This is a genomic window from Legionella quateirensis, assembly GCF_001467955.1.
GTDB classification, from domain to species: domain Bacteria; phylum Pseudomonadota; class Gammaproteobacteria; order Legionellales; family Legionellaceae; genus Legionella; species Legionella quateirensis.
Window position 1 is genome coordinate 571,027 of record NZ_LNYR01000012.1, and the last position, 24,548, is coordinate 595,574.

Below are 24,548 nucleotides of genomic sequence, written 5' to 3' on the forward strand. Positions count from 1 at the left end.
CTCATTCCTCAGTTACTGATGAAACCAGGACATCCCGGTATCCACCATCAAGTGGACCAACTATTCCAGTTCGCTCCATCTCCTCAACCATTCGTGCTGCACGGTTATATCCAATTTTTAATCTTCTTTGCACCGCAGAAATGCTTGCTTTACGAGTTTGAATAACAAACTCTACGGCCTGATCGTATAAAGGATCATCATCTTCTGTTGATTGCCCTTCTTCGTCAAATCCTCCTTCGCCCCCATCACTGGTCATCTTTAAAATGTCTTCAATGTAGTCAGGCTCACCTCTGGCTCGCCAATCATCAGCAATTCGATGGACTTCCTTATCATCCACGAAAGCGCCATGGACACGTAAAGGTGCCCCACTTCCAGGAGCCAGATACAACATATCTCCATGCCCCAATAACTGTTCTGCGCCCTGTTGGTCAAGTATAGTACGAGAATCAATTTTTGATGATACTTGAAATGAAATACGTGTTGGAATATTAGATTTAATCAGTCCGGTCAATACATCAACAGAGGGTCTTTGTGTAGCAAGAATCATATGAATCCCTGCAGCTCGAGCTTTTTGAGCGATACGTGCAATTAATTGTTCAACCTTTTTGCCAACCACCATCATCATATCAGCAAGCTCATCAATCACAACAACAACATAAGGCAGTGCTTGTAATTGAGGCGCTGTATCATCCATAGAATCTACTGGTTTCCATAAAGGATTAACAAATGGTGTACCATTAGCAATTCCTTCCGCGATTTTAGAGTTATAACCTGCTAAATTACGCACTCCCATAGCAGCCATAAGTTTATATCTTCGTTCCATTTCCTCAACACACCAACGCAATGCACTGGCTGCCTCTTTCATGTCGGTTACAACGGGTGTTAATAAATGCGGAATACCGTCATATACAGATAATTCAAGCATCTTGGGATCCACCATAATCAAACGAACTTGCTCAGGTGTTGCTTTAAACAAGATGCTTAATATCATCGCGTTGATACCCACTGACTTTCCTGAACCAGTCGTACCAGCTACCAATAAATGAGGCATTTTAGCTAAATCCACAATCATAGGATGCCCGGCAATATCCACTCCCAAAGCCAATGTGAGTGGTGAATGAGCCTGTTGATATACATCAGCAGATAAAACATCTGATAATCGAACCACTTCCCGCGAGTGATTTGGCAATTCAAGGCCAACCACCGTTTTGCCTGGAATAACTTCTACAACACGAACAGAAATCACAGAGAGTGAACGGGCTAAATCTTTGGCTAATGCGGTCAATTTACTGACTTTAACACCCGCAGCAAGCTGCAATTCAAATCGAGTAACGACCGGTCCGGGATGGACAGCCACTACGTCGGCCTGTATACCAAAATCCAATAAATGTTGCTCTACATCTCGCGATACATTTTCTAGTTCCTGATGTGTATAACCACCCATAGGTTTACCCGGCTGGCCTTTATCCAATAAATTTAATCCCGGTAAGGTGCCCGATGTAATTAACTTGGCAGGACGAATTTCTCTGGATTCACGTACATTTTTTATCACCTCAGGTTTAACTTCCTCGGGAGCGATGAGAATTGGAGGGGATTTTTCACGATCTTTTTCTTTCTCTTTTTCTTTTTTTGGTCTGAATAATTGCGGTAGGGATTTTTCTTTATTGGATACTTCAGCAGGTTCCGGAGCTATTTCACTGGATTTAATAGATGCCACTCTGGATTTACCTGAATTAATTACTTTTTTCAGAGCCATATACGTGGCATTAATGCCCACAAGTGTATACTTGCCAATTAATTCAATCGATTTAAGCCAAGACAAGCCAGTCAATAAGGTAGTCCCTACTAAAAACATGGCTAATAAAACAAGGGTAGCGCCCTGGAAATTCAACATGTGGTACCATCCATTACTTACTGCCTGGCCTATAATTCCCCCTGCACTATGAATAGAGTCCACTGCTTTAATTTCCGGTTCAAGAGTTAACAGGCCACAACCACCAAGTACCATCAATAGAAATCCAGCTGAACGAAGCATCAGAACTGTTCTGTCAATGAATTTTAAAGTTTGAAAATCCTTTAATATCGCCCAGGCAACGTATACAAAAGCTATTGGTAGCAAAAATGCAAAATAACCAAAAGCAAAATACAATGCATCCGCCAGATAAGCACCAACTTGCCCACCAGCATTGGCAATATCGACTCCAGGCCGGGTAGCATGCGACCACCCCGGATCACTTACTTTATAAGTAAATAATGACAACAGCACAAAAAGTGCAATTGATAAAATGAGTATGAAACCGCCTTCACTCAAGCGCTTTGCAACATAATTCGGCATGGATTTTTTAGGGGTTCCAGCCTGTTTTCCCGAGTCTTGTTTTGCCATAGGTATTTTATTATTTTCGTTTTTGTCATAATATTTGCCATCTTAACACAAAATATAAGGAAGGCAGAGACGATGAGCACAAGCAATCACCACCGCTTAATCATACTTGGTTCTGGTCCAGCAGGTTACACCGCCGCAGTCTATGCCGCAAGAGCCAATTTAAATCCAGTGTTAATCACTGGCATGGAACCAGGTGGTCAATTAACCACTACCACCGAGGTAGATAACTGGCCTGGCGACGTTGAAGGTCTGCAAGGACCTGCTCTGATGGAGCGGATGCAAAAGCATGCTGAGCGCTTTGATACTCAAATCATTTTTGATCATATTGTCAAAGCTGATTTAGCGCAAGCTCCATTTACATTACAAGGAGACAGCACGACTTATACCTGTGACGCGTTAATCATTGCGACAGGTGCTTCTGCTCGATATCTGGGACTGGAATCAGAATCAGCATATCAGGGAAAAGGCGTTTCAGCGTGCGCAACCTGTGATGGATTTTTCTATCGTAACAAAGCAGTGTGCGTCATTGGAGGTGGAAATACAGCGGTTGAAGAAGCACTTTATTTATCAAATATTGCTGCATCTGTTACGTTGATTCACCGAAGAGATAGTTTACGTTCTGAAAAAATTCTCCAGGATAAACTGTTTGAGAAGGCGCGTACTGGTAACATTAAATTGATATGGAACTCAACTCTGGATGAAGTACTGGGTGATGGAAAAAAAGTTACTGGAGCGACCATCCGCAATGTACTTACGGATGAAAAACAAGAATTAACTTTAGATGGAGTTTTTATAGCTATTGGCCACACTCCCAATACAGGATTGTTCACCGACCAATTAAAAATGAAAGACGGCTATCTCACCATAAAATCCGGTCTGGATGGTATGGCGACCAGCACCTCGATACCCGGTGTATTTGCTTGTGGTGATGTTGCTGATCATGTATACAGACAAGCAATTACTTCAGCAGGCTTTGGCTGCATGGCTGCTCTGGATGCAGAGAAATATCTGGATTCACAATAAAAACAGTACTCTGAACGATACAGCCAACGCATTCTGTTGGCTGTGTTCTTTATAATATTACCTTAAGGATTAAGGACTACATTGGTTGATACTGGCTATATTTTCCCGGACCCTGAAACCAGCGACAAACAAGGATTGCTTGCTATAGGCGGTGATTTATGTCCACAGCGCATACTTCAAGCCTATACTCAAGGTATTTTCCCTTGGTTTGAACCAGGATGTCCTATTCTGTGGTGGTCACCCAATCCCAGATTGATTCTGCTTCCTGACCAATTGAACGTATCAAGGAGTCTTAATAAATCTTTAAAAAAACCATTTAGATTATCCATAGATACCGCATTTCAACAGGTCATAACTTCATGCGCTACTTGTTCAGGACGTTTCAATAATACCTGGATTACCCATGAAATGATTACTGCCTATACTACCCTTCACACTATGGGCTATGCCCATTCATTTGAAGTATGGCAAGATGATAAGCTGGTTGGAGGATTATACGGTATCAGTCTGGGAAAAGGTTTTTTTGGTGAATCCATGTTCCATAAAGTGACTGACGCCTCAAAAATTGCTTTATATTATTTATGCCAGACACTTAAAGATTGGGAATTTGATTTCATAGATTGCCAAATGCCAACCAATCATTTACTCCGCTTGGGCGCCACCGTCATCAGTAGAAAAGAATTTCTTCATTTATTGGGGTTAACTCTAAAAAATCCCAATAAACTGGGTCACTGGGATCATCCCTTGAAATTATCCTTAAAATAATAATTGGCAAAATCAGTTATATTTTTCTCCAGAGTTCCGACCAACTCTTTAAAATTACCATGATTTACCAGCGATTTATCCAATTTGATTCGCCCTTGATGCAGGTTCATCAAAATTTTTCCATTAAATTCAATTTGATGATCGCCGAGGTTCTCGGGTGATCTGCGTTTCAGCTGATCATTAATATTAGCCTCAACTGCCCTGAGTATTCGCTTTTCACCAAAGCCTTGAGCAATTTTTTTTGCAATACTGAATAAGGCATCAAGATAGACGGTTCCTTTATCAGATATGGTTTTGATTGTACTTGCTGTCCTGGCAGATACTTTGGACATGTCACCTACCGCGCTCCAAAGTTCTGAAGGTACCTGAGCGAATGCAAGGTAATTCTCAAGTTGTTGTCGACTCATATTTAATCGGTGACTTAATTGATCACGAGTAATTTTCGCTGAAGTTAATAGAGTATGATATAACATTCCCTTAGAATAATCAGAAACCGTTTCTTTCTCATAATCGCTTATAAGAACAGTTATTGCCTGCTCAAAACTTAAACTTCTAATCACTGCCTGAACTTCAAGCTGATGAGTCTTGCACGCCATCCATCTCCTGTACCCTGCAATGACAACATATTGTGCCGATGGATTATCTTTAGGTTTGAAAATCTCAGAGACTCTGACGACAATGATAGGCTGACACTGCCCCGCATGTTTAATACTTAAAGCTAACGAATCAATACATCCTAAATCAAAAGAGCTTCGTTCGCGATATTCCCATGTATCAATGGTGTTACAGTCTAGCTTTACAATATGTTCAGAATATCCCAATTCCTGTTCAACAGCTTTAAATCGTTCAAGGATCGCATCAGATAGACAAAAATTTTGCATTTTGTGCTCCTTCAATTGCCTATACAGGACTTACTCTTTGTGCCACTGTATCTGCATTTTGAGAATGAATAGGAGGATAAGGTTTCGCCCATATATTAGCAATTTTAATGACCTCGTCTGCTAAAGACAAAAACTCTTTATGACTATCACAGCCAGGACGATAATTTCCTAGCCATTTCCCCTGAAATGGACTTTCCAATACAGCTGCTTTAGTGGATATGGACGTTTCAAATGCCTGTCCAGATTTAATGAGTTCAGACAATAATTTTTCCGATAATTTATGTCGTTTATTGATTTTGCAACCCAAAATTTTAAAAGGTTTTTGTGCCATTCTAGGTATGGATATAGCATCCGTCAGATTACTTTGATCCAAAAAGCTTGGAGAACACGGTAAAATGATTAAGTCTGAAAGCATTATTGCTTTAAATGCTGCAGGCATGTAGTTGGGAGGAGTATCCAGAACAATAAAATCATAACTTCTTCTTAATGACTCCATTGTATCCATGGGTTTTTCTTCAAAAAGTTCAATTACGAAATTGATGTGTTCCCCTTGTTTAGCCCAATTTATAGCATCAGGTTTATCTTTATCCATATCCGCAACTATTGCTTTATAGCCTTTCTCTAATAAAGCGCCACATAAATTGATGGCTGTAGTTGTTTTAGTACTTCCACCCTTTGATTGGCTGACAGCTATAACATAGCCCATAAGACCTCCATGTAGCTTATGATTTCTTCACTTATTATAGTACATAATTTACACAGGGATTAAATAATTGTACTCAATAGAGAATGTTGGCAATTCCTTAGGAGGTTGCATTTAATATAATGAAGAGGTCAACTTCGCCAGTTCTGGTTTAATTGATACGGGATACCAGACAAGTATCCATGTTTGCAATAATAACAAAAACATAATGAGCAAGGCACCGAAAGAAAACCAATAATAACTGGCCAGACCTGATACAGGAATTTCTTCTCTGAACACATTTAATAAAACAGAACCGGCAAGAAATGCCAACATGAACGCAGCAATTAATACGTTAACAGGGTCAAAAATTACAGAACACATCCAGCCAACTAACAAGGCGCTTATCAATATAAAACGCCCTAAATGATTAAATTGTGTACTATAAAATCGACAGAATTTACGATCCGTCAAAACAAAATGTAACGCCATAGCAAAAGTAAACAAGGCTGTAGCAGAGATACTGGTTAAAGCCCGTAACGACATGGTATAGGTAATCAAAAAATTATAGAGACAGAACATGGTAAGATGTAATCCATAAACCATGCCGTCATCGTCCCCTTCATCACGATATCGCTCTGCAACCAGATCAAAACCATAATAAATCAGAAATCCTAGTAATGCGACAATATAAATCAACAACTCGGTAAACGGAGTGAGCCATTGATTAGCCATAAGAAAACGGCCTATGGGTTTATTGTACTCAACCAGATTAGGCAACATATGCAAAAAAACATAGGCTACGGCCACACCGCCAGCAAAAGAGACAAAAGCACTTCCATTGCCAGGTAAATGGTTTGCAAACCATGGACTTAAATAGTGGAATATCACTAAAAAAAGTGTAGCCGCTAATGCAACCCATAAATGGGGTGCCGATATCCATAACACTGAGATACCTCCATCAATCCTGAATCGGTACGTTACAGTACATCATTATTCGATTAAATATACAAATAAACCCACTTAACGAAGACTTTTTATAGCGGAGGTTGCCTTAACTTTTTAATTGTTCCTCTCAACGTTTTACTATCCAGTCTTTTGGTTATTGATGATTTTGAGGGTTTTGTTTTTCTACGTTTATTTGGCACATAACTGGCTTTTTTAATTATTCCAATTAATCGCTGCAAAGCATCTGACTTGTTTTGTTCCTGGCTTTTATACCGCTGAGCCTTAATAATAATTAAACCTTCTGCAGTGATTCGATAATCATTCAAAAGCATAAGACGCGATTTATATTCCTCAGGCAGAGTAGACTTGTTAATATCAAAGCGTAAATGTATGGCAGTAGAATTTTTGTTTACATGTTGCCCGCCTGCGCCCTGAGATCGAATTGGGGTTAATTCAACTTCCTCTATAGGTATAAAAACATGAGTTGTAATTTTTAACATAATACTCTCCAACTTGATTTTCAGACCTATAGTATAAAATTACTATAACTTCTTCTAAGACAGCCTAAGTCTCTTGATTTGTAATTTAAAATGGTACTGATATCAACTTTAATTAGAATAAGATAAGCTTAACAAAAATAATTTGAAGAATATTGTTTATGAAAAATCATTCCCCTGGATTCCTCAGTTTAGTAGACGATGCTAAAAAACGAATTAAAGAAATAAGCCCACACAATCTGAAACGAATGATTGATAACAAAGAACAAATCACAGTGATAGACATCCGGGAAGATCATGAATTATCTGATGGATACATCCCTACATCAATTCATTTAAGTAAAGGAATTATTGAACGTGATATTGAACAACTAATCCCGGATCTTCATAGACCCATATTAGTGTATTGCAGTGGTGGATTTCGTTGTGCTTTAGTTGCTGATGCATTACAAAAAATGGGGTACACCCACATCTATTCACTTAATGGTGGGTTGCGCAGTTGGATGGATGCAGGTTATCCCATCCAAAAATAAACCGTGTGCAGGTGCCAATAAACTACACCGATTAAATACACTCAGGTATATTAAACAGGGTGTGTTGACAATTCATCTATTTATTTCCAACGTCGCGGGACGTCGAAATCGGAAAGGTCAACAGCCCCTAGAAATAACGCGTGTTTTTTTCACAAATGTACAATTTGATGGATAAGTCCATATAAAAACCAGAAATAAATGCTAATAATTTAAATGAATCACACGCTTGGATTGCCATTTTTCTCAAATTAGTGCACTATTTCACCTTTATGAACTTGTAACATCATTGAGAGACTTATGGCAAAAGAAGATCATATTGAAATGGCTGGCACCGTTATAGATACCTTACCTAACACTATGTTTCGTGTGGAATTAGAAAATGGCCACGTTGTAACCGCCCACATTTCAGGTCGTATGCGTAAAAATTACATTAGAATCCTTACAGGAGATAAAGTTAAGGTAGAATTAACTCCTTACGATCTATCCAAAGGCCGTATTATATTCCGTGATAAAAATTAATTTAATTCGTCAATCGTATTTAATATATCTGAAATTCATCTCTTGATTTGCAGTCATCTGGCGTAGGTAGAGCCTGCGCTAAAGGTAATGGCAATACATCAAGTTATTCTAAGTTCGCGACATGAAACGCTTAAGCGATCTAAGCGTAATGAGTGAGTTTTATCCTAAATCTTCACGCCACACTTGAATCGCCAACTAATAATCATCAAACCAACTAATTTAAACGTAATCCCGAGTGGAACGAATGAACACCTCGATGTGGCTGGAAGACGAGTGCCGTATCACTTGATGGGAGATCCTTCACTGCGTTCTGAAGTATCTCCTCATAATTTATAACACCGGAAATGTATTAATTTAAGGCTCAGTGGTCAATTTAATCTTCCGTCTTTGCGAGCAACGCGAAGCAATCCAGAACGGAGCTTTATTGGAACTGTATTCTGGATTACTTCACTTCGTTCGTAAAGACGACAGTTTATACTGAATGGTAGATAATTATCTTCGCTAGAATTATGAGGGGATATCTCAGCACTGCGTTCAGGATGACGTATAAATTCAGGATGACGAATAAATCGCCGTCATCCCGAGTGAAGCGAGGGATCTCCTCAATGTGGCAGAAACCAAGTACAGTGCCACTATAAAAAAGATCGCTACATCATATCCCAGGAACTACATAGGCTTAAGTCCAAACTCTCCTTATTTCCCGGCCACCATCATTTTCTCTATCAATATTGAACCGCATCGAGTTGGAATATTCGGATTTATATCATTACCGACAGCACGTATCATGTGAAACATTTCTTTTAAATTTCCAGCGATGGTCACTTCATCAACTGGAAACTGAATTTCACCATTCTCCACCCAATATCCGCTTGCGCCTCGTGAATAATCACCGGTTATACCATTAACTCCCTGCCCCATCAGTTCAGTTACCAATAAGCCTTTATTCATTGTCTTTAATAATTCAGGCAAACCACCAGCAGTCGGATCTACAGTCAAATTATGCACGCCATCACTATTGGCAGTTGTTTTTAATCCCATTCTTCGAGCTGAATAACTGCCAAGAACGTATTGCACTATACGCCCCTTATCAACCAGGATATTGGGTCGAGTTGGAACTCCTTCCCCATCAAAAGGAGAACTACCTAAAGCGCCGGGTATATGAGGTTGTTCATAAATACGAATGTACTCGGGAAATATCTGTTGGCCTATGGAGTCAAGCAAAAATGAATTTTTTCGATATAAATTGGAGCCACTAATAGCACTAACAAAACTGGAAATCAGACCGCTTGACACTCTGGATGAAAATATAACTGGTGTCGTTTGAGTTTCAATCTGCCGGGATCCCAAGCGACTCAATGCACGCTCAACGGCATTTCGCGCAATCAAATCAGTATCGACCAGATCCGCTGCATTTCGCACCGTTGTATAATCATAATCTCTTTGCATTTCCTCGCCTTCTTTTGCAATCACAGAGCAACTGATGCTGTGTCGAGTACTATGAATATAACCTTCCCCACCATTAGTATTTGCATAAGCATGATGCGACTCATAAGAAGACACACTAACCCCATCGGAATTAACAATTCGTTTATCCAGAGATAAAGCATACTTTTCACATTTTAAAGCAATTTCTATTGCCTGTTGTGGTGTCACATCCCAGGGATGAAATAAATCAAGATCAGGATGTTTTTTGGTCATTAACTCGCGATCAGCCAGACCAAAACAAGGATCTGCCGCACTAACCCTGGCAATATCGCATGCAGCCTGTACCAATGACTCAAGTGCAGCGGGTGACGTGTCCGTACTGCTTGCTCCACCTTTTCTTTGACCTATATATACCGTTAATCCAACACCTTTATCTTCACTGAATGCAACTGTTTCAACCTCGCCCATACGGACATCTACAGAAAATCCTCTGTCATTATTGACAGCAACAGCCGCATCTGTAGCACCCTTTTGTTTGGCGATTTCCAATACTTGATTCATCAATTGAGTTAATTCAATAGTTGACTTATATACTTCACTATTGTTATGTTGCGATTTAATTTGCATATGAGATTCCGTGGTGTTGAATGATGTACATAAGGATACAATAACATGTCTTCGCAAACCAATGTTTATCCTGCAAACATAACTTATTTATTGCGTATTCTTTTTTTGATTATTTGTTTAACACTTCCATTCAATTCCTGTTCAGCGGATCGATGGCAGGAATTATCACCAGGAATAGAATACCAGGATCTTGAGGGCGGACTATTAACTCCGTGGTCGCATGTTCATGTTTTTCGCATCGATTTAAATAAAAATCAATTGGCGCTGGTAAATGCCAAATCGCTTTCTCTTAAAAATGCATCCACCGATCAATTTGCCGAACACAGCAAAGCCCTGTTAAGTATCAACGGTGGATTTTTTGATCATGAATTTAAACCTCTTGGGCTTAGAATAAATAATAAAAAATTGGAAAATCCATTGAAGCGAATCAGTTGGTGGGGCATTTTTTATGTAAAAAACAACACACCACATATAACTAATATTAGTCACTTCAATCATGATGAGCACATTGAGTTCGCTATTCAAAGCGGTCCCAGGTTATTAATTAAAGGACAAATCCCCAGTCTCAAACCCGGCGTTGCAGACCGCTCTGCATTAGGAATCACAAAGGATGGCAAGGTAATTATTCTGGTTTCAACGAATGCAGCCATGTCGACCTTTGAACTGGCACAGTTGTTAAAAGCCCCACCCCTTTCTTGCACTGATGCCATCAATCTTGACGGAGGAAGTTCAAGCCAATTGTATGCACATATTGACTCATTCCAACTTAACGTCCATGGTTTTTCTAATGTAAGTGATGCAATTATTGTAAAAAAAATATAACAATCTATAAATTGAAAACCTCATGAAAATAAACGCATATTCGCTTATTCCCTCAGTTTATAAATTTTAACCCACAAGTTATCCACAAAATATTCCCAAATTATTCTCTTGATCATCAGACGAAAACACATTATCTTGTTATTAGCTTCAAAAAAAATCCTATATGTTGGGTTTCTGCTATAATTAAAATAACAGTAAATTAAGCCTTATCAACTGTTGACAAATACATGTTTCGTGGAGGAAAAATGTCCGAAATTCTTGATCCGGTAAAAGATGTGCCGCAAACGAGTCAACTGGAATTGACTGCTAATGCCCCAGGTTTACTTAAAACAATTAAACGTAATGGCAAAGTAGTGAACTATGATGACACTAAAATTAAAATTGCTATTACAAAAGCATTTATTGCAGACGAAGGTGGAAGCGCGCCGACATCTGATAGAATTCATCAACAGATTGAAGAGCTGACTCGTCAAATATCTCAAGTATTCAAACGTCGCCTACCCAGCGGTGGTGCAATACATATCGAAGACATTCAGGATCAGGTTGAACTGGCTCTCATGCGTAGCGGTCATTATAAAGTGGCTCGCTCCTATGTTCTGTACCGTGAAGAACATCGCAAGGCACGTCAAAGTGAAATAAAACAACAACCCAGCGATAGCAAACAATTAATGATTACCATGCCCAATGGAGAGTTACAACCACTGGATATGGATAGAGTCAATACTATTGTTAATGAATCAATTCGCGATCTGGAACATGTAACAGCAGAACCTGTAATTAAGGACGCATTGCGTAACCTATACAATCAGGCAAAATTTGAAGACGTTCATAAATCACTGATTATGTCCGCGCGTACTCTTGTTGAAAAAGAGCCTAACTATACATTCGTCAGTGCTCGTCTGCTATTGGATAGCTTACGTATGGAAGCGCTAACCAAGCTAAAAATCAAATCTGACGCAACTTTTGATGAAATGAGCAAGCTCTACCCTGAATACTTTAAAGCTTATATAGCGCACGGGATTGCCCAGGGAATGCTTGATACCAAAATGGCTGACTATGATTTGGATAAACTCAGTAAAGCCTTGCTGCCTGAACGTGATATGCAGTTTACCTACTTAAGTCTGCAAACCTTGTATGATCGCTATTTTATCCATGATCGCGGCGTTCGTTATGAATTACCGCAGGCATTTTTCATGAGAGTCGCCATGGGTCTTGCTATTCGTGAAAAAGATAAGGAAGCCAAAGCCATTGAATTCTATCAATTGCTTTCTTCATTTGACTATATGTCATCGACACCTACTCTATTTAATTCAGGTACAGTCAGACCTCAATTATCCAGTTGCTATTTAACAACCGTTCCCGATCATCTGGATGGTATTTATAGTGCAATAAAAGATAATGCCCTGCTTTCAAAATTTGCTGGTGGACTGGGCAATGACTGGACACCAGTTCGTGCTATGGGCTCACATATCAAAGGAACCAATGGCAAATCACAAGGAGTAGTTCCGTTTCTTAATGTAGCTGATGCAACAGCTGTTGCTGTAAATCAGGGCGGTAAACGTAAAGGTGCTGTTTGTGCTTATCTGGAATGTTGGCATAGAGACGTTGAAGAGTTTCTTGAGTTACGAAAAAATACAGGTGATGACCGACGCCGTACTCACGATATGAATACTGCATTATGGATACCTGATCTGTTCATGAAACGAGTACGTGAAGAAGGCGACTGGACCTTGTTTTCTCCAGATGAAGTACCTGATTTACACGATCAATACGGTAAAGCCTTTGAAACCCTGTATGTTGAAAGTGAAGAAAAGGCGCGTCAGGGCATCATTAAAAATGCGAAAACGCTATCGGCTGTTAAATTATGGAGAAAAATGCTTTCCATGCTGTTTGAAACAGGCCACCCATGGATGACGTTCAAAGACCCATGTAATCTTCGCTCGCCACAACAACATGCTGGAGTTATTCATAGTTCCAACCTGTGTACAGAGATTACATTAAATACTTCTGAAGAAGAAATAGCGGTATGTAATCTGGGCAGCGTTAATATTCCTGCTCACATAAAAAATGGGAAACTGGATAAAGAGAAATTGAAAAAAACCATCACTACGGCTATCCGTATGCTGGATAACGTCATTGATATTAACTATTATTCAGTTCCGCAGGCACGTAACTCCAATTTGAAGCATAGGCCAATTGGTTTAGGCATCATGGGCTTCCAGGACGCATTATATGAACTGAAAATTGATTATACTTCCAAAGAAGCAATTGAATTTGCTGACTCGTCCATGGAATTAATCAGTTACTATGCCATTGAAGCTTCCTGTGATCTGGCCAAAGAAAGAGGCAATTATTCTACTTATGAAGGATCTTTGTGGAGCAAAGGTATATTACCAATCGATTCAATTAATCTGTTACAACAGGCACGTAACAAGTATCTGGAACAGGATCGTTCGCAAAGACTGGATTGGGAAACATTAAGAGTTAAAGTTCGTACTCAGGGTATGCGTAATTCCAATGTGATGGCTATTGCTCCTACAGCAACTATTTCCAATATCTGCGGCGTATCACAATCGATTGAGCCTACATACCAAAACCTGTATGTTAAATCCAATCTTTCAGGTGAGTTTACCGTAGTGAATCCCTATCTGGTTGCAGATTTAAAAGCTTTGAATCTTTGGGATGAAGTGATGGTCAATGATCTGAAATACTTTAATGGCAGCGTTCAACCCATTAGCCGAATCCCTGAAGAATTGAAAAAACGTTACGCTACTTCTTTTGAAATTGATCCAATGTGGTTGGTTGAAGCTGCATCCCGTCGCCAAAAGTGGATAGATCAAGCTCAGTCTCTTAATATCTATATGGCTCAGCCCTCTGGCAAGAAACTGGATCAACTCTATATGCACGCATGGATACGTGGCTTAAAAACCACCTATTACTTACGAAGTTTAGGTGCAAGTAACGCTGAAAAATCAACAGTTACCGATGGTGCTCTTAACGCAGTGAAGCTGATCGATGAAGAACCGAAAGTGTGTTCTATTCTTGATCCAGACTGTGAAGCGTGCCAATAATCAGGAGAAATTTAATGCAATATAATAATCAGGAGCATGTCGCGGCTCAAATTCTGGGCGCGACAGGACTTGAAGCTTTAGAAATGGGCGCCGCACGTATTCATGTTGATGATAAACAAATAATCAATTGTCGTGCTGACCTCAATCAATTGGTACCTTTTAAATACCGCTGGGCCTGGGATAAATACCTTACTGCCTGTGCGAATCATTGGATGCCTAATGAAATCAGTATGAGCGCCGATGTGGCGCTTTGGAAGGATCCTAATGGTCTTACTGAGGATGAACGTTTAATAATCAAGCGTAATTTAGGATTTTTCTCAACTGCAGATTCTTTAGTTGCGAATAACCTGGTTCTTGCAGTTTATAAACACATTACCAATCCAGAATGCCGTCAATATTTATTACGTCAGGCATTTGAAGAGGCACTGCATACACATGCTTATCAATATGTAATTGAAAGTCTGGGACTTGACGAAGCTGAAGTATTTAATATGTATCGGGAAATACCGTCAGTTGCTACTAAAGCAGCCTGGGCATTACCTTTCACTCAAAGTTTAGGTGATGAATCCTTCCATACAGGGACTCTTGAAAATGATCAGCGTCTATTACGTGACTTGATTGCTTTTTACGTGATTTTTGAAGGTATATTCTTCTACGTTGGTTTTACTCAGATCTTATCTATGGGTCGTCGCAATAAAATGGTAGGTACGTCAGAACAATTCCAATATATTTTACGTGATGAATCCATGCACATGAATTTTGGTATTGATGTGATTAACCAGATAAAAATTGAAAATCCTCATTTATGGACGCCTGAGTTTAAAGATGAAATTATCAAGCTCGTCAGAGAGGCTGTAGAGATGGAGTATCAGTATGCTAAAGATACAATGCCTCATGGCATACTGGGAATGAATGCCGAAATGTTTGAAGAGTACCTGCATTTCATAGCAAATCGCCGCTTAAACCAGATTGGTTTGGCAGATCAATACCCTGGTGCTGAAAATCCTTTCCCATGGATGAGTGAAATGATGGACTTGAAAAAAGAGAAAAATTTCTTTGAAACTCGTGTCATCGAATATCAAGCTGGAGGTACTTTAAGCTGGGAAGATGATTAAGACCCGATTCACTTTTAGGATCTATTAACATTCAACTTGTTTAATTCCTCCTAAACACCCAAATACCGCGACTTGTTCGCGGGCTCCATTTCGAACTTGATGCACACATAAAGTTCATTAATAATACTGCATTCCTGAATCCCGCGAACACGTCGCGGGACGTTGGGAATAAATTGATGAATTGTCAACACCCTAATATCTACTATAAATGAAGAGATGACACCCAATGCCCCTAATTCTAAAATAGAACTCGAACACTGAGTTGTCTTATTGAGAATAAATCCTATAGTAACCTAATAGTATGCTTCTGAAGATCTTGTTCTGTGTTTGTTGCTCCCTCTCGCACTTCAAAAAAAGAAAGGCGTGCATCAAAACCTGGATTATTTTCTAATGCAATTTTTTTCATCGATTGAGAGACTATTTTATTCTCATCTTGGCTAAAAAAAGAAATTATTCCCTTTCGTTTTTTATATGACAGATTTGAATTACTGGCAACAACAAGCTCATTCTGTTCTACCGGTTCACTATTTTGATTTACAGCAGATTGAACATTATTGATTGCTTTTGGTTCATCAACATGAAGAAATGGTTTCTCTATAGAATAATCACCAGTAAATCGTGCCAAATAGGTACAGGAATTTTGATGATTTTTTTGATAAAAACTATGTAAAACTGTTAAAAATTTACATTTACTAAGGTAAGAGTTTAAATCTCCCGGAATATCAATATTCTTATCACGACCCATTTCGATTGCCAGATAGCCGCCAAGAACAAGTCCTTTGATTGCTTGTTGCACTAATACATAGAGAAATTGTTCTTTCCAGACATTATAACTCATGTAACGTAGATAGGATTGATTCGCTCCCTGGTATTTTTCCAAGCCAAAATAAGGTGGTGAGGTATACATGAGTTGATTTGGTTTTCCATCCGGGCATAATTCTGTAATATCGCAATCCTCCATTGGTTTCGTATGGATGATGACTTCAAATCCGGCAGGTTTATAACGGGATGTTATTTCTTGATACCCCGCATGAATGGTTGTATTGGGGTCAGTAGCGACATAGCGCTTTAATCCTAAAGAGGAAGAGGCTAATGCTCCAACCAGGCGATCACCCCAGCCAGCACAAAGATCAAGATAGCTTTCAATCACGAAACTGTCTTTATAGTTAGTTTGTAGAAAATTGATCAAACAGGGTATATGAAAAGGTTTGTGTTGCTGGGCACCAAATTTTCGTGTTAATTTTGTTCGCACGACATGCCCGGTTAAGGCCATATTTTTATTCTCAAAATGATAATCATTCCCCCTATTTCGGCTTTTCATTGCTATTTGGCGCAGAAAGCCATTGATAACCGATGACAATGTGTCGGCATGCCATGATGATACAGGAGTACGATAACTTCCGTCTTTATTTTTAAAAGCACTATTGGTTACCTCATATCGCTGATGTTGCATCACACGATCAGACACTGACCAGCCAACGTAAGAATTGGGAATAGTAGAAGTAAATGCCATGGTTATTGGTGTGTTTTCGATTTTATCAATCAGACCGTTAAATTCCTTATCAGCCATTTCTTCAGTAATAGGCTCATATGGAAAAGGCAGATTTTTGTAACGAATTTCTTTTAATACTCGCAGGCCAATTATTTGGCACAGCAAAAATTCAATGGCGTCTAATTTATACTTACGAAACTCTTCAGTTTGAGAGGCATATTTTGTAGAAACATAATGATAGGCTTGAGTTAGTTTTTCTTTAAAATACTCACTAGAAACAAAAGTGTCACCTTGTAAAATACGGTCCTCTTCTGCAAAAAGCACTGACGCCAAGAGTTGTTGTAACTCATGTTCATTTCTTAATTCATCCTCATCAGGGATATAAACATCCTTATCCTTTTTACCTTTTCCCATAAAATAATGATATGTGGGTATTTCATCGAATTTGATGAGTTTTTCAGGATCAAAAGAATGGTTGCTTTCCCGCTCGAGGATATCAACGATTTTTTTAGCTTTAGTCAGTAGAGATTTGGACATGGTGAGGTTGCTTCTCCTGTATTTTAAACCAACATTACTGGTCTAGTTTAAAAAAAGACCTGCATGATAACAGATTAACCACATGGATTCAAATTAATCATGTGGGCTAATTACTATTTATCAATGACACAATTTTAGAAAGCTTTCGAATTCCCAACAAAGCGTTGGTATTATGGGCGCGCCTAAGAATATACAAACAAATTGGATGAAGACTTTTTTCTAAAAGCATTAGCCGAAGGTGGTGCTCAAGTAGAATCCTTGGCAAAATATTATGTTCCAAAGGGTATATCAAGTAGGGCTTAGGTACAAAAGAAGCACTGGACAAAACTCTCGATTTAATTCAAAGAAATTCAGTAACTATATTTCAAGCCTTCTTCCACAGTCAAAACGAGTTCCTGCATGCTGATATCCTACAGATAAGACCAGAATAAGCTGCAGAACAACGAAACCTTAAATTTTGAGAACACATTTAAATCATTCGTCACTCTACGATTTGGATCTTTGTGGAGAGACTGAGCCATGATCTGCCTGATGTCCATCTTTCAAATCGGCACCTTCAGAATCTTTAGCCTGCATCAAGGTCTCCCTAAAACCTTTGGCAGGATTTAACAACCGTGTAATAGTCGCTAAACCTTGTTTTAAATTGGGATCATCAGGATTATCCTTCAGTTCCGTTTTTAATTGCTCTTCAATTTCGTTTAAAGTGCCTTGATAAAGTGTACCATCGCCACATGAAAAGACATTAAAACCCGTGGGTTTACCATTTTGGTCCAGTTCGGAAGCAAGAAATTTGCGGGGCGGCTCCTGGGAGGCCTGAGCAGTAAAAAATACAATGGCATCATCTTTAGTCGGAAAAATTAATACGTTATTTTCAACTGGAGAATTGGGATATTTTTTCTTAAAATCTTCAACGATTTTCTTCCAATCGTCAGACTCTATTCCAGTAGGTTGAAGATTGAATCGAGTCACTTCCTCAACAGGTTGCGATTTTGGAAGCTGCTCATCTAACAATGCCGCAGTTTTGCGCTTTTCTTCTTCAAGACGCATCTGTTCGATTTCTCGACCCAAAGCCTCTTGCTTAAGTCGCTCAGCCTGTAGATTTTTCTTAATCTCATCTTCTTTGCTTGACATATTCGCACCTATATCTGTTTAATCGACTCAATAAATTGTTCAATATGAATATTTTATATATATTTTGAAGATACCACACATCTTTATTATAGCAGGTTCTTTTAACGAAAATTTACACTTTTCTAACATTAGCTGATCGTGAAAACAAACTGGTCTTTCACAAGCCCTATAATGACACTATTTCAATGACTATCAATATGAACAATATTAAAACTATAAATCACAAAATTGATAAAATAGTGATGACTTTTAGCGCTGATCCGGTACAATCCTTTCGGCACATTAATAATATAAAAATAATTTAAAAATATATGCATTCAATGACTTTACTAACTTGATACAAAACTTGAGGTAAAAATGAATACTATACCAAATAAAAAAAATGAAGCTGATGATAACAACAATTACAGCTTCCTTTTAAAGTGTATGGCTGGAGTAGGAGCAGCATTAGTTGCTGCAGGAATTATAACAGCTATTGCCCTAACAACGTCTGCTAAAACAGCAGCTGCAACAAGTATGGCAGTTGGGGCTACCGCAGCTGCCTTTACTTTCACACCAATAATACCTATTGTCGGAATTGCCGCTCTGATTATTGCTTCAATTTGTGTTTTACCTTTCTTATTTTCAAGCAGAAGTACCTACGTTGTAGGTGGCTCTCCTGGATATAGAAATAGTGGATTCTTTGGTAGTTCAATTTTTACTCCTCCAATTATTGTTACACCTGGCAGTGGACATCATCATAACCATCATCATAACCATCATCATGGACACGGAGGTGGATTTGGTGGAGGCAGCGTATTTGGTGGTGGCGGGATATTTGGTGGTGGGGGAACGGTCCATCATGGCAGTCATTCAGGCTCCAATGATCACGGACATACCGGCGGATCAGTGCATCATCATAGGTAATCATTTGAATTAACCAACTACTTTAGAACCGGGTAAAAAGAGCACTATAAACCCGGTTCCTTACAAGAATATCCAGAATACCAGGGGCTGTTGACAATTGCTCTATAACCCCTACATACCGCGACTTGTTCCAGAACCATACTCAATTTTATACGTCATTCTCGTGAAAACGCTAAGGACTGCTGACATTTATCTAATCATTTTATAGGTTATGTTCATTTACACTGAGCACAATGACGTCATCCTCGCGAAAGCAGGGATCCATTGAACAAACACAATCAGGTGCTAATTTGATGCATGGATCCCCGCTTTCGCGAGGATGATGCAAATGATGATCTGTTAGCTTTTTGTTAGCCTGATGAGCAATTAAATGCCAGGATTAATCAACACGTTCACGAGAATCACGTATAAAACTGAGGATCGTTCAGAACATCTAAACACAAGATTGTATAAATTCAGATTGATGTGCATCATCATCGTTTATAACAGGCTCATATTTATCCTGTAAGACCATTACGGCATCGAATATCTGTTCTACTTCCCCCTTTTCAGCCCAGAAACTCTGGAAAGCCAGAGGATAAGCACTTAATAACTCAGCCTTGGAAATTGATTGTTTGCCATCCAGTTGAGTCGATAGGTGCATTAATAAATCTGCTTTTTGAATATTCTTTTCATTTTGAGGTGTCGAACTTGAATTAAGCAATTCAATTTTCCTGTTAATAATATCTTTTATATATACATGGGCTTGTGATAATTCCATTGATTTCAATACACTACAGTACTCAATTTGACTAAATAAACGCTGGCTAGAAATACTAAGAGTAGCCCTGAGATCAGGAATGTCAGTTTTTATTGAAGAAAGATCCAGCTGGTCAATAGTGATCACAATGGGTTTATTTAAATGGAAGAACTCTTTTATGGACAGCTTCCAATTATGGGGAATCATTCTCCAGACTAAATTTACCCCGGTTATAAGAAGTGCAGTAAGAGCACAGGCCGTACCCAGAACCGGAGCAACAGGAGTCAGCATAACAAAGGTAATCGCCCCGGAAACTGCAGTTAATAATCCCAAAATAAACGCATTATTCAAAGAAGCCTGGATATAATGCATGCGTTGAACAGACCCGGATAAAGACTCATATGCTCTGTATGCATTAATACCCAGCATAATTCCCTGGTGCAATCCAGCTAAAACTACACTGCTCAAAAAGAGCCAGGGTCCTGCAGCAAAAGTAAGATTGAGGGCAGAGGCTATAACAGACCCATAAAGCGAAACACTAGCAAGAACAGCACCCACTCCAGACATAATGAATCCAAACCATTTATCGAAATTCTTATTCTCAGCAAGTGCTAATTGATATCCGCTAATTGCCGCGGATAGAGTCAGCAAAATACCTATAAATGGAAGCATTACATAATAAAAAGGAGATCCACTAAATGCTGCGAACAAGCGTGAATCAGCCATAACACCAAACAAACCTATATCCTGCACTTCCTTTGTGTAGGCTATTGCTTTCTGAACGATACCTAAAACCATAAATCACCGAAAAATTACTGTCTTAAATGCGGAAATAAAATAACATCCCGAATGGATTGAGAATTAGTAAACAACATCACTAAACGATCTATTCCTATACCCTCTCCTGCAGTTGGTGGCAAACCGTATTCCAGTGCCTCAATATAATCACTGTCAAAATGCATTGCTTCCAGATCGCCAGCATCTTTTTCTTCAACCTGTTTTCTAAACCGTTCAGCTTGATCTTCCGCATCATTCAACTCGGAGAAGCCATTGGCAATTTCTCGGCCAGCTATAAAAAACTCAAATCGATCAGTTACTTCAGGATCAGCATTACTACGTCTGGCCAATGGAGAGATTTCCGTTGGATAGGCAGTAATGAATGTAGGTTGAAATAGCTGATGCTCAATTGTTTCTTCAAACACGATCATTTGCAATTTACCCAGTCCATCAGAATCCTTATAAGGCAAACTCAGACGATCCAGAATTGCTCTGCACCCCTCAATGTCTTCCAATTGCTCGGCTTTAATATCAGGATGATGTTTAAGAATTGCTTCTTTCACAGACATACGAGCAAAAGGCTGGTTAAAATCAAGGAGATGACCTTGATACTCAACCTGACGAGTACCTAATACTTTATCACATAAATAATGCAATAATTCCTCAGTAAAATTCATCAGATCCTGATAATCAGCATAAGCCTGATAAAATTCAATCATAGTAAACTCAGGATTATGGCGTGTTGATATTCCTTCATTACGAAAGTTGCGATTTATCTCATATACTCGTTCGAAACCACCAACAACCAATCGCTTTAAGTACAACTCCGGAGCGATTCTCAAATACATGGTCATATCCAGACTGTTATGGTGGGTAACGAAAGGACGAGCCACCGCACCCCCAGGAATTGGATGCATCATCGGCGTTTCAACTTCAAGATACTGATTATTATCCATAAATTGTCTGAAGGACTGAATTAAACGTGAACGAATTAAAAAGGTTTTTCTACTGTCTTCATTAGCAATTAAATCGACATAACGTTTACGATATTTAACTTCCTGATCCGCTAAACCATGGAATTTATCAGGTAACGGTCGTAACGATTTGGTCAGCAGTTCCACATGTTCTGCATTCAAAGTGAGTTCACCAGTATTGGTTATAAACAATTCACCTCTGACACCAACTATGTCTCCAAGATCCCAATGTTTAAATTGCTCATAGACTTCAGGAAGATCATTGGCTCTGATGTATACCTGAATACGGCCTGATACGTCCTGAATATGAAAGAAACTTGCTTTACCCATAATACGTCTAAGAACAATTCGTCCAGCAACGACTGCTTTAATTTGTTTTTGAGCCAAAGTATCTTTATCGTACTCACTGAATTCACTATTCAATTCCGCAGCAAGATTCTCCCTGCGAAATTGATTTGGAAAATTAAAACCACTTGTTCTTAACTCAGCTAATTTTTGTTTGCGAATATGATAAACTTCACTCTCATCTAAATGCTCATCAGTCATGCTACCCTACTCCTGCTTTTAAACTTGCTTCAATAAATTGATCCAGTGCTCCATCTAATACGGCCTGCGTATTACTTGTTTCAACACCAGTACGTAAATCTTTTACCCGCGATTGATCCAATACATACGATCGAATCTGGGAGCCCCATCCAATATCCGATTTCGTCGCTTCCAAAGCCTGTTGCTCCGCATTTTTCTTCTGCATTTCCAACTCATACAATTTTGCGCGCAACTGCTTGAATGCTTGATCTTTGTTCTTATGTTGACTTCTGTCATTCTGGCATTGTACTACAATTCCTGAAGGCATATGGGTAATACGAACCGCAGAATCGGTACGGTTAACGTGCTGTCCACCTGCACCTGACGCACGATAAGTATCGATACGTAAATCAGCCGGATTGATTTCAATCTCAATATCGTCATCAACTTCTGGTGAAACAAATACCGCAGCAAAAGAAGTGTGTCGTCTGTTTCCTGAATCAAAAGGAGATTTACGGACTAGTCTGTGTACACCGGTTTCCGTTCTTAACCAACCAAAAGCATACTCACCCTTAAAATAGATTGTAGCACTTTTTATACCGGCAACTTCACCAGGAGAACATTCGATCAGTTCGGTAACAAAGCCGTGTTGTTCCCCCCAGCGCAAAAACATTCTCAATAACATTTCAGCCCAATCCTGAGCTTCTGTTCCACCAGAACCGGATTGAATATCAAGATAGGCATTTGAATTATCCATTCTTCCGGAGAACATTCTTCTGAACTCTAAACCGGCTACCTGTTGCTCTATGCCTTTAACTTCCTCACCAATTTCATTAATGGTTTGTTCGTCGTTCTCTTCTTTGGCAAGTTCAAATAACTCTGTTAGATCAATAACAGATTGTCCTAATTCAGATAATGAAAGTACAACGGCTTCCAATTGTGTTTTTTCTCGCCCTAATGCTTGCGCTTGTTCAGGATTATCCCAAACAGTTGGAGATTCTAATTCTCGTATTACTTCTTCCAGACGTTCGTTTTTAGCTTCAAAGTCAAAGGTACCCCCTAAGCGATTCAATACGCTTATCGAGATCGATCAAACTAAGGCTGATTTGATTCACTTCCAACATAAGTGTCTCTCTAAAATAAAGAGGTGATTTTACCGTGAAAGTCAGTTTCTAGCTATAGGAAGTGACGTGTAAGTACAATAAAGAATTGATATTGATGAATCTGTTTTATTAAAGAACCTGATAGAAACATCATGATGCTGCGCAATGCAACATCATGACTGTCCCTGCTCTTAAAAAAACAGCAAAAAAACGGACTATAAACAGAATTTGGTTTTCGACTCAAAACATTGATGGGCAAAATCAACATTTAACATAGGAGTGAACAGTTGCGGTTCTTTGTTCATAATGAACATACGATGAGGCTCTAACAGAACATAATTTGACGAAGCTAATACCTGTTTATAAATGTCGGCCGATCCTGGAAAAAACCAATGTTCCAGGAAGGGTAAAATCACTTTAGGCTCATAACTGTAAAATCGCAGTCTGATATCATCTATTAATTCTTTTTTCATTTGATAATTACTGGCAAAAAGAAGATTGGTTGTATCGGATCTGTAAACCAGTAAATTAGGATCGTCACGCCCTTCTTTATATCCTGAAGAAATTTTTAAGGAAACAATCAATTCTTTAGCACTTTCAACCGTAAATGGTACACCATAGATTTCAGCACCTTTCATGCTCTCAAGCCAGTCCGTTAACTCACTGACTGCTTTATCATTAACCGGATCAAAATAACTGGAAATAATAAATTGATTGGCCATTTCGGTTTTAGGATCATAGCCACAGTAGCTGTAACTGTTAATATAATACATCCCGGAATGTGACAGATAATCAAGATACAGTTGCTCGATTTCTCTGAATACTTCGTCACAAGTAGTATTTGGAGTATCAATAGTGCCAACAACCCGTACTATTTGGGTAGGGTAGTTTATTGTTCTGTCATTAGACAATGACTGTTCAGAATTGGTATAATGCCTGGTTATTCCATTTTTTCCCTGCACAACAGTAACTTGATCATCCAAAACTGGATTGGCGCTCTGGGCAAACACCGGCATTACTGCAATCAATAGCAATAAACTGTGAATTAATTTCATTATCAAATCCATTTAATT

Annotated in this window: 20 protein-coding genes; 8 read left to right on the plus strand and 12 right to left on the minus strand. The window is 39.0% G+C overall.

What is annotated here, in order from left to right:
- Position 1: 1 nt before the first annotated feature.
- Positions 2 to 2,383 (minus strand): DNA translocase FtsK, encoded by a 2,382-nt coding sequence (locus tag Lqua_RS06980; protein ID WP_058473551.1) that lies wholly within the window; start codon positions 2,381 to 2,383, stop codon positions 2 to 4.
- A 72-nt stretch (positions 2,384 to 2,455) separates the two neighbouring features.
- Between Lqua_RS06980 and trxB the strand changes: the two genes are divergently transcribed.
- Complete coding sequence (trxB, locus tag Lqua_RS06985; RefSeq protein WP_058473552.1) at positions 2,456 to 3,406, plus strand: thioredoxin-disulfide reductase; 951 nt, start codon at positions 2,456 to 2,458, stop codon at positions 3,404 to 3,406.
- An 81-nt stretch (positions 3,407 to 3,487) separates the two neighbouring features.
- Positions 3,488 to 4,171 (plus strand): leucyl/phenylalanyl-tRNA--protein transferase, encoded by a 684-nt coding sequence (gene aat / locus Lqua_RS06990; RefSeq protein WP_058473553.1) that lies wholly within the window; start codon positions 3,488 to 3,490, stop codon positions 4,169 to 4,171.
- Here aat and Lqua_RS06995 read toward each other — a convergent pair.
- The 4 genes from Lqua_RS06995 to arfB all read right to left on the minus strand — a co-directional run bounded on the left by Lqua_RS06995 (position 4,144) and on the right by arfB (position 7,182).
- Positions 4,144 to 5,052 carry a ParB/RepB/Spo0J family partition protein gene (locus tag Lqua_RS06995; protein ID WP_058473554.1) on the minus strand — a complete coding sequence of 303 codons (909 nt, stop codon included), beginning with the start codon at positions 5,050 to 5,052 and terminating at the stop codon, positions 4,144 to 4,146. The genes aat and Lqua_RS06995 overlap by 28 nt on opposite strands.
- A gap of 19 nt (positions 5,053 to 5,071) precedes the next feature.
- Positions 5,072 to 5,758, minus strand: a complete 687-nt coding sequence (locus Lqua_RS07000; RefSeq protein ID WP_058473555.1) for a ParA family protein — start codon at positions 5,756 to 5,758, stop codon at positions 5,072 to 5,074.
- A 111-nt stretch (positions 5,759 to 5,869) separates the two neighbouring features.
- Entirely contained in the window at positions 5,870 to 6,682 is an 813-nt protein-coding gene (locus Lqua_RS07005; RefSeq protein ID WP_058473556.1) for a hypothetical protein, read from the minus strand.
- A gap of 89 nt (positions 6,683 to 6,771) precedes the next feature.
- Positions 6,772 to 7,182 carry an alternative ribosome rescue aminoacyl-tRNA hydrolase ArfB gene (gene arfB / locus Lqua_RS07010; RefSeq protein WP_058473557.1) on the minus strand — a complete coding sequence of 137 codons (411 nt, stop codon included), beginning with the start codon at positions 7,180 to 7,182 and terminating at the stop codon, positions 6,772 to 6,774.
- A gap of 158 nt (positions 7,183 to 7,340) precedes the next feature.
- Between arfB and Lqua_RS07015 the strand changes: the two genes are divergently transcribed.
- Both Lqua_RS07015 and infA read left to right on the plus strand, forming a co-directional pair.
- Positions 7,341 to 7,712 (plus strand): rhodanese-like domain-containing protein, encoded by a 372-nt coding sequence (locus Lqua_RS07015; RefSeq protein ID WP_058473558.1) that lies wholly within the window; start codon positions 7,341 to 7,343, stop codon positions 7,710 to 7,712.
- Positions 7,713 to 8,009: 297 nt separating this feature from the next.
- Positions 8,010 to 8,231, plus strand: a complete 222-nt coding sequence (gene infA / locus Lqua_RS07020; RefSeq protein ID WP_006872751.1) for a translation initiation factor IF-1 — start codon at positions 8,010 to 8,012, stop codon at positions 8,229 to 8,231.
- A gap of 693 nt (positions 8,232 to 8,924) precedes the next feature.
- Here the strand turns inward: infA and pmbA are convergent.
- A complete protein-coding gene (pmbA, locus tag Lqua_RS07025; RefSeq protein WP_058473559.1) occupies positions 8,925 to 10,283 on the minus strand; it encodes a metalloprotease PmbA in 1,359 nt (452 codons plus the stop codon).
- Positions 10,284 to 10,328: 45 nt separating this feature from the next.
- Between pmbA and Lqua_RS07030 the strand changes: the two genes are divergently transcribed.
- The 3 genes from Lqua_RS07030 (at position 10,329) to Lqua_RS07040 (ending at position 15,291) form a co-directional block, all read left to right on the plus strand.
- Positions 10,329 to 11,105, plus strand: a complete 777-nt coding sequence (locus Lqua_RS07030; RefSeq protein WP_058473560.1) for a phosphodiester glycosidase family protein — start codon at positions 10,329 to 10,331, stop codon at positions 11,103 to 11,105.
- 245 nt (positions 11,106 to 11,350) lie between these two features.
- Positions 11,351 to 14,176: a ribonucleoside-diphosphate reductase subunit alpha gene (locus tag Lqua_RS07035; RefSeq protein ID WP_058473561.1), complete on the plus strand. Its 2,826-nt coding sequence runs from the start codon at positions 11,351 to 11,353 to the stop codon at positions 14,174 to 14,176.
- 14 nt (positions 14,177 to 14,190) lie between these two features.
- Complete coding sequence (locus Lqua_RS07040) at positions 14,191 to 15,291, plus strand: ribonucleotide-diphosphate reductase subunit beta (protein ID WP_058473562.1); 1,101 nt, start codon at positions 14,191 to 14,193, stop codon at positions 15,289 to 15,291.
- Between the two features lie 283 nt (positions 15,292 to 15,574).
- Here Lqua_RS07040 and Lqua_RS07045 read toward each other — a convergent pair whose 3' ends face one another.
- Both Lqua_RS07045 and Lqua_RS07050 read right to left on the minus strand, forming a co-directional pair.
- Positions 15,575 to 17,320 carry a hypothetical protein gene (locus Lqua_RS07045; protein WP_058473563.1) on the minus strand — a complete coding sequence of 582 codons (1,746 nt, stop codon included), beginning with the start codon at positions 17,318 to 17,320 and terminating at the stop codon, positions 15,575 to 15,577.
- A gap of 486 nt (positions 17,321 to 17,806) precedes the next feature.
- A complete protein-coding gene (locus Lqua_RS07050; RefSeq protein ID WP_058473564.1) occupies positions 17,807 to 18,451 on the minus strand; it encodes a hypothetical protein in 645 nt (214 codons plus the stop codon).
- A 357-nt stretch (positions 18,452 to 18,808) separates the two neighbouring features.
- On the opposite strand from Lqua_RS07050, the gene Lqua_RS07055 reads away from it, so the two are divergent.
- On the plus strand, positions 18,809 to 19,357 hold the full coding sequence (locus tag Lqua_RS07055) for a hypothetical protein (RefSeq protein ID WP_058473565.1): 549 nt from the start codon (positions 18,809 to 18,811) through the stop codon (positions 19,355 to 19,357).
- Between the two features lie 433 nt (positions 19,358 to 19,790).
- Here the strand turns inward: Lqua_RS07055 and Lqua_RS07060 are convergent, their stop codons facing one another.
- From Lqua_RS07060 to Lqua_RS07075, 4 genes are all read right to left on the minus strand, one after another.
- On the minus strand, positions 19,791 to 20,894 hold the full coding sequence (locus Lqua_RS07060; protein WP_058473566.1) for a hypothetical protein: 1,104 nt from the start codon (positions 20,892 to 20,894) through the stop codon (positions 19,791 to 19,793).
- Between the two features lie 14 nt (positions 20,895 to 20,908).
- Positions 20,909 to 22,393 carry a lysine--tRNA ligase gene (gene lysS / locus Lqua_RS07065; RefSeq protein ID WP_058473567.1) on the minus strand — a complete coding sequence of 495 codons (1,485 nt, stop codon included), beginning with the start codon at positions 22,391 to 22,393 and terminating at the stop codon, positions 20,909 to 20,911.
- 1 nt (position 22,394) lies between these two features.
- Positions 22,395 to 23,496 (minus strand): peptide chain release factor 2 gene (gene prfB / locus Lqua_RS07070; RefSeq protein WP_115148709.1). Its coding sequence is split into 2 segments (ribosomal slippage): positions 22,395 to 23,420 and positions 23,422 to 23,496, totalling 1,101 coding nucleotides; the frame shifts between segments, so codons are not numbered across the junction.
- A gap of 194 nt (positions 23,497 to 23,690) precedes the next feature.
- Entirely contained in the window at positions 23,691 to 24,530 is an 840-nt protein-coding gene (locus tag Lqua_RS07075) for an Lpg0189 family type II secretion system effector (RefSeq protein ID WP_058473568.1), read from the minus strand.
- Between the last annotated feature and the right edge of the window lie 18 nt (positions 24,531 to 24,548).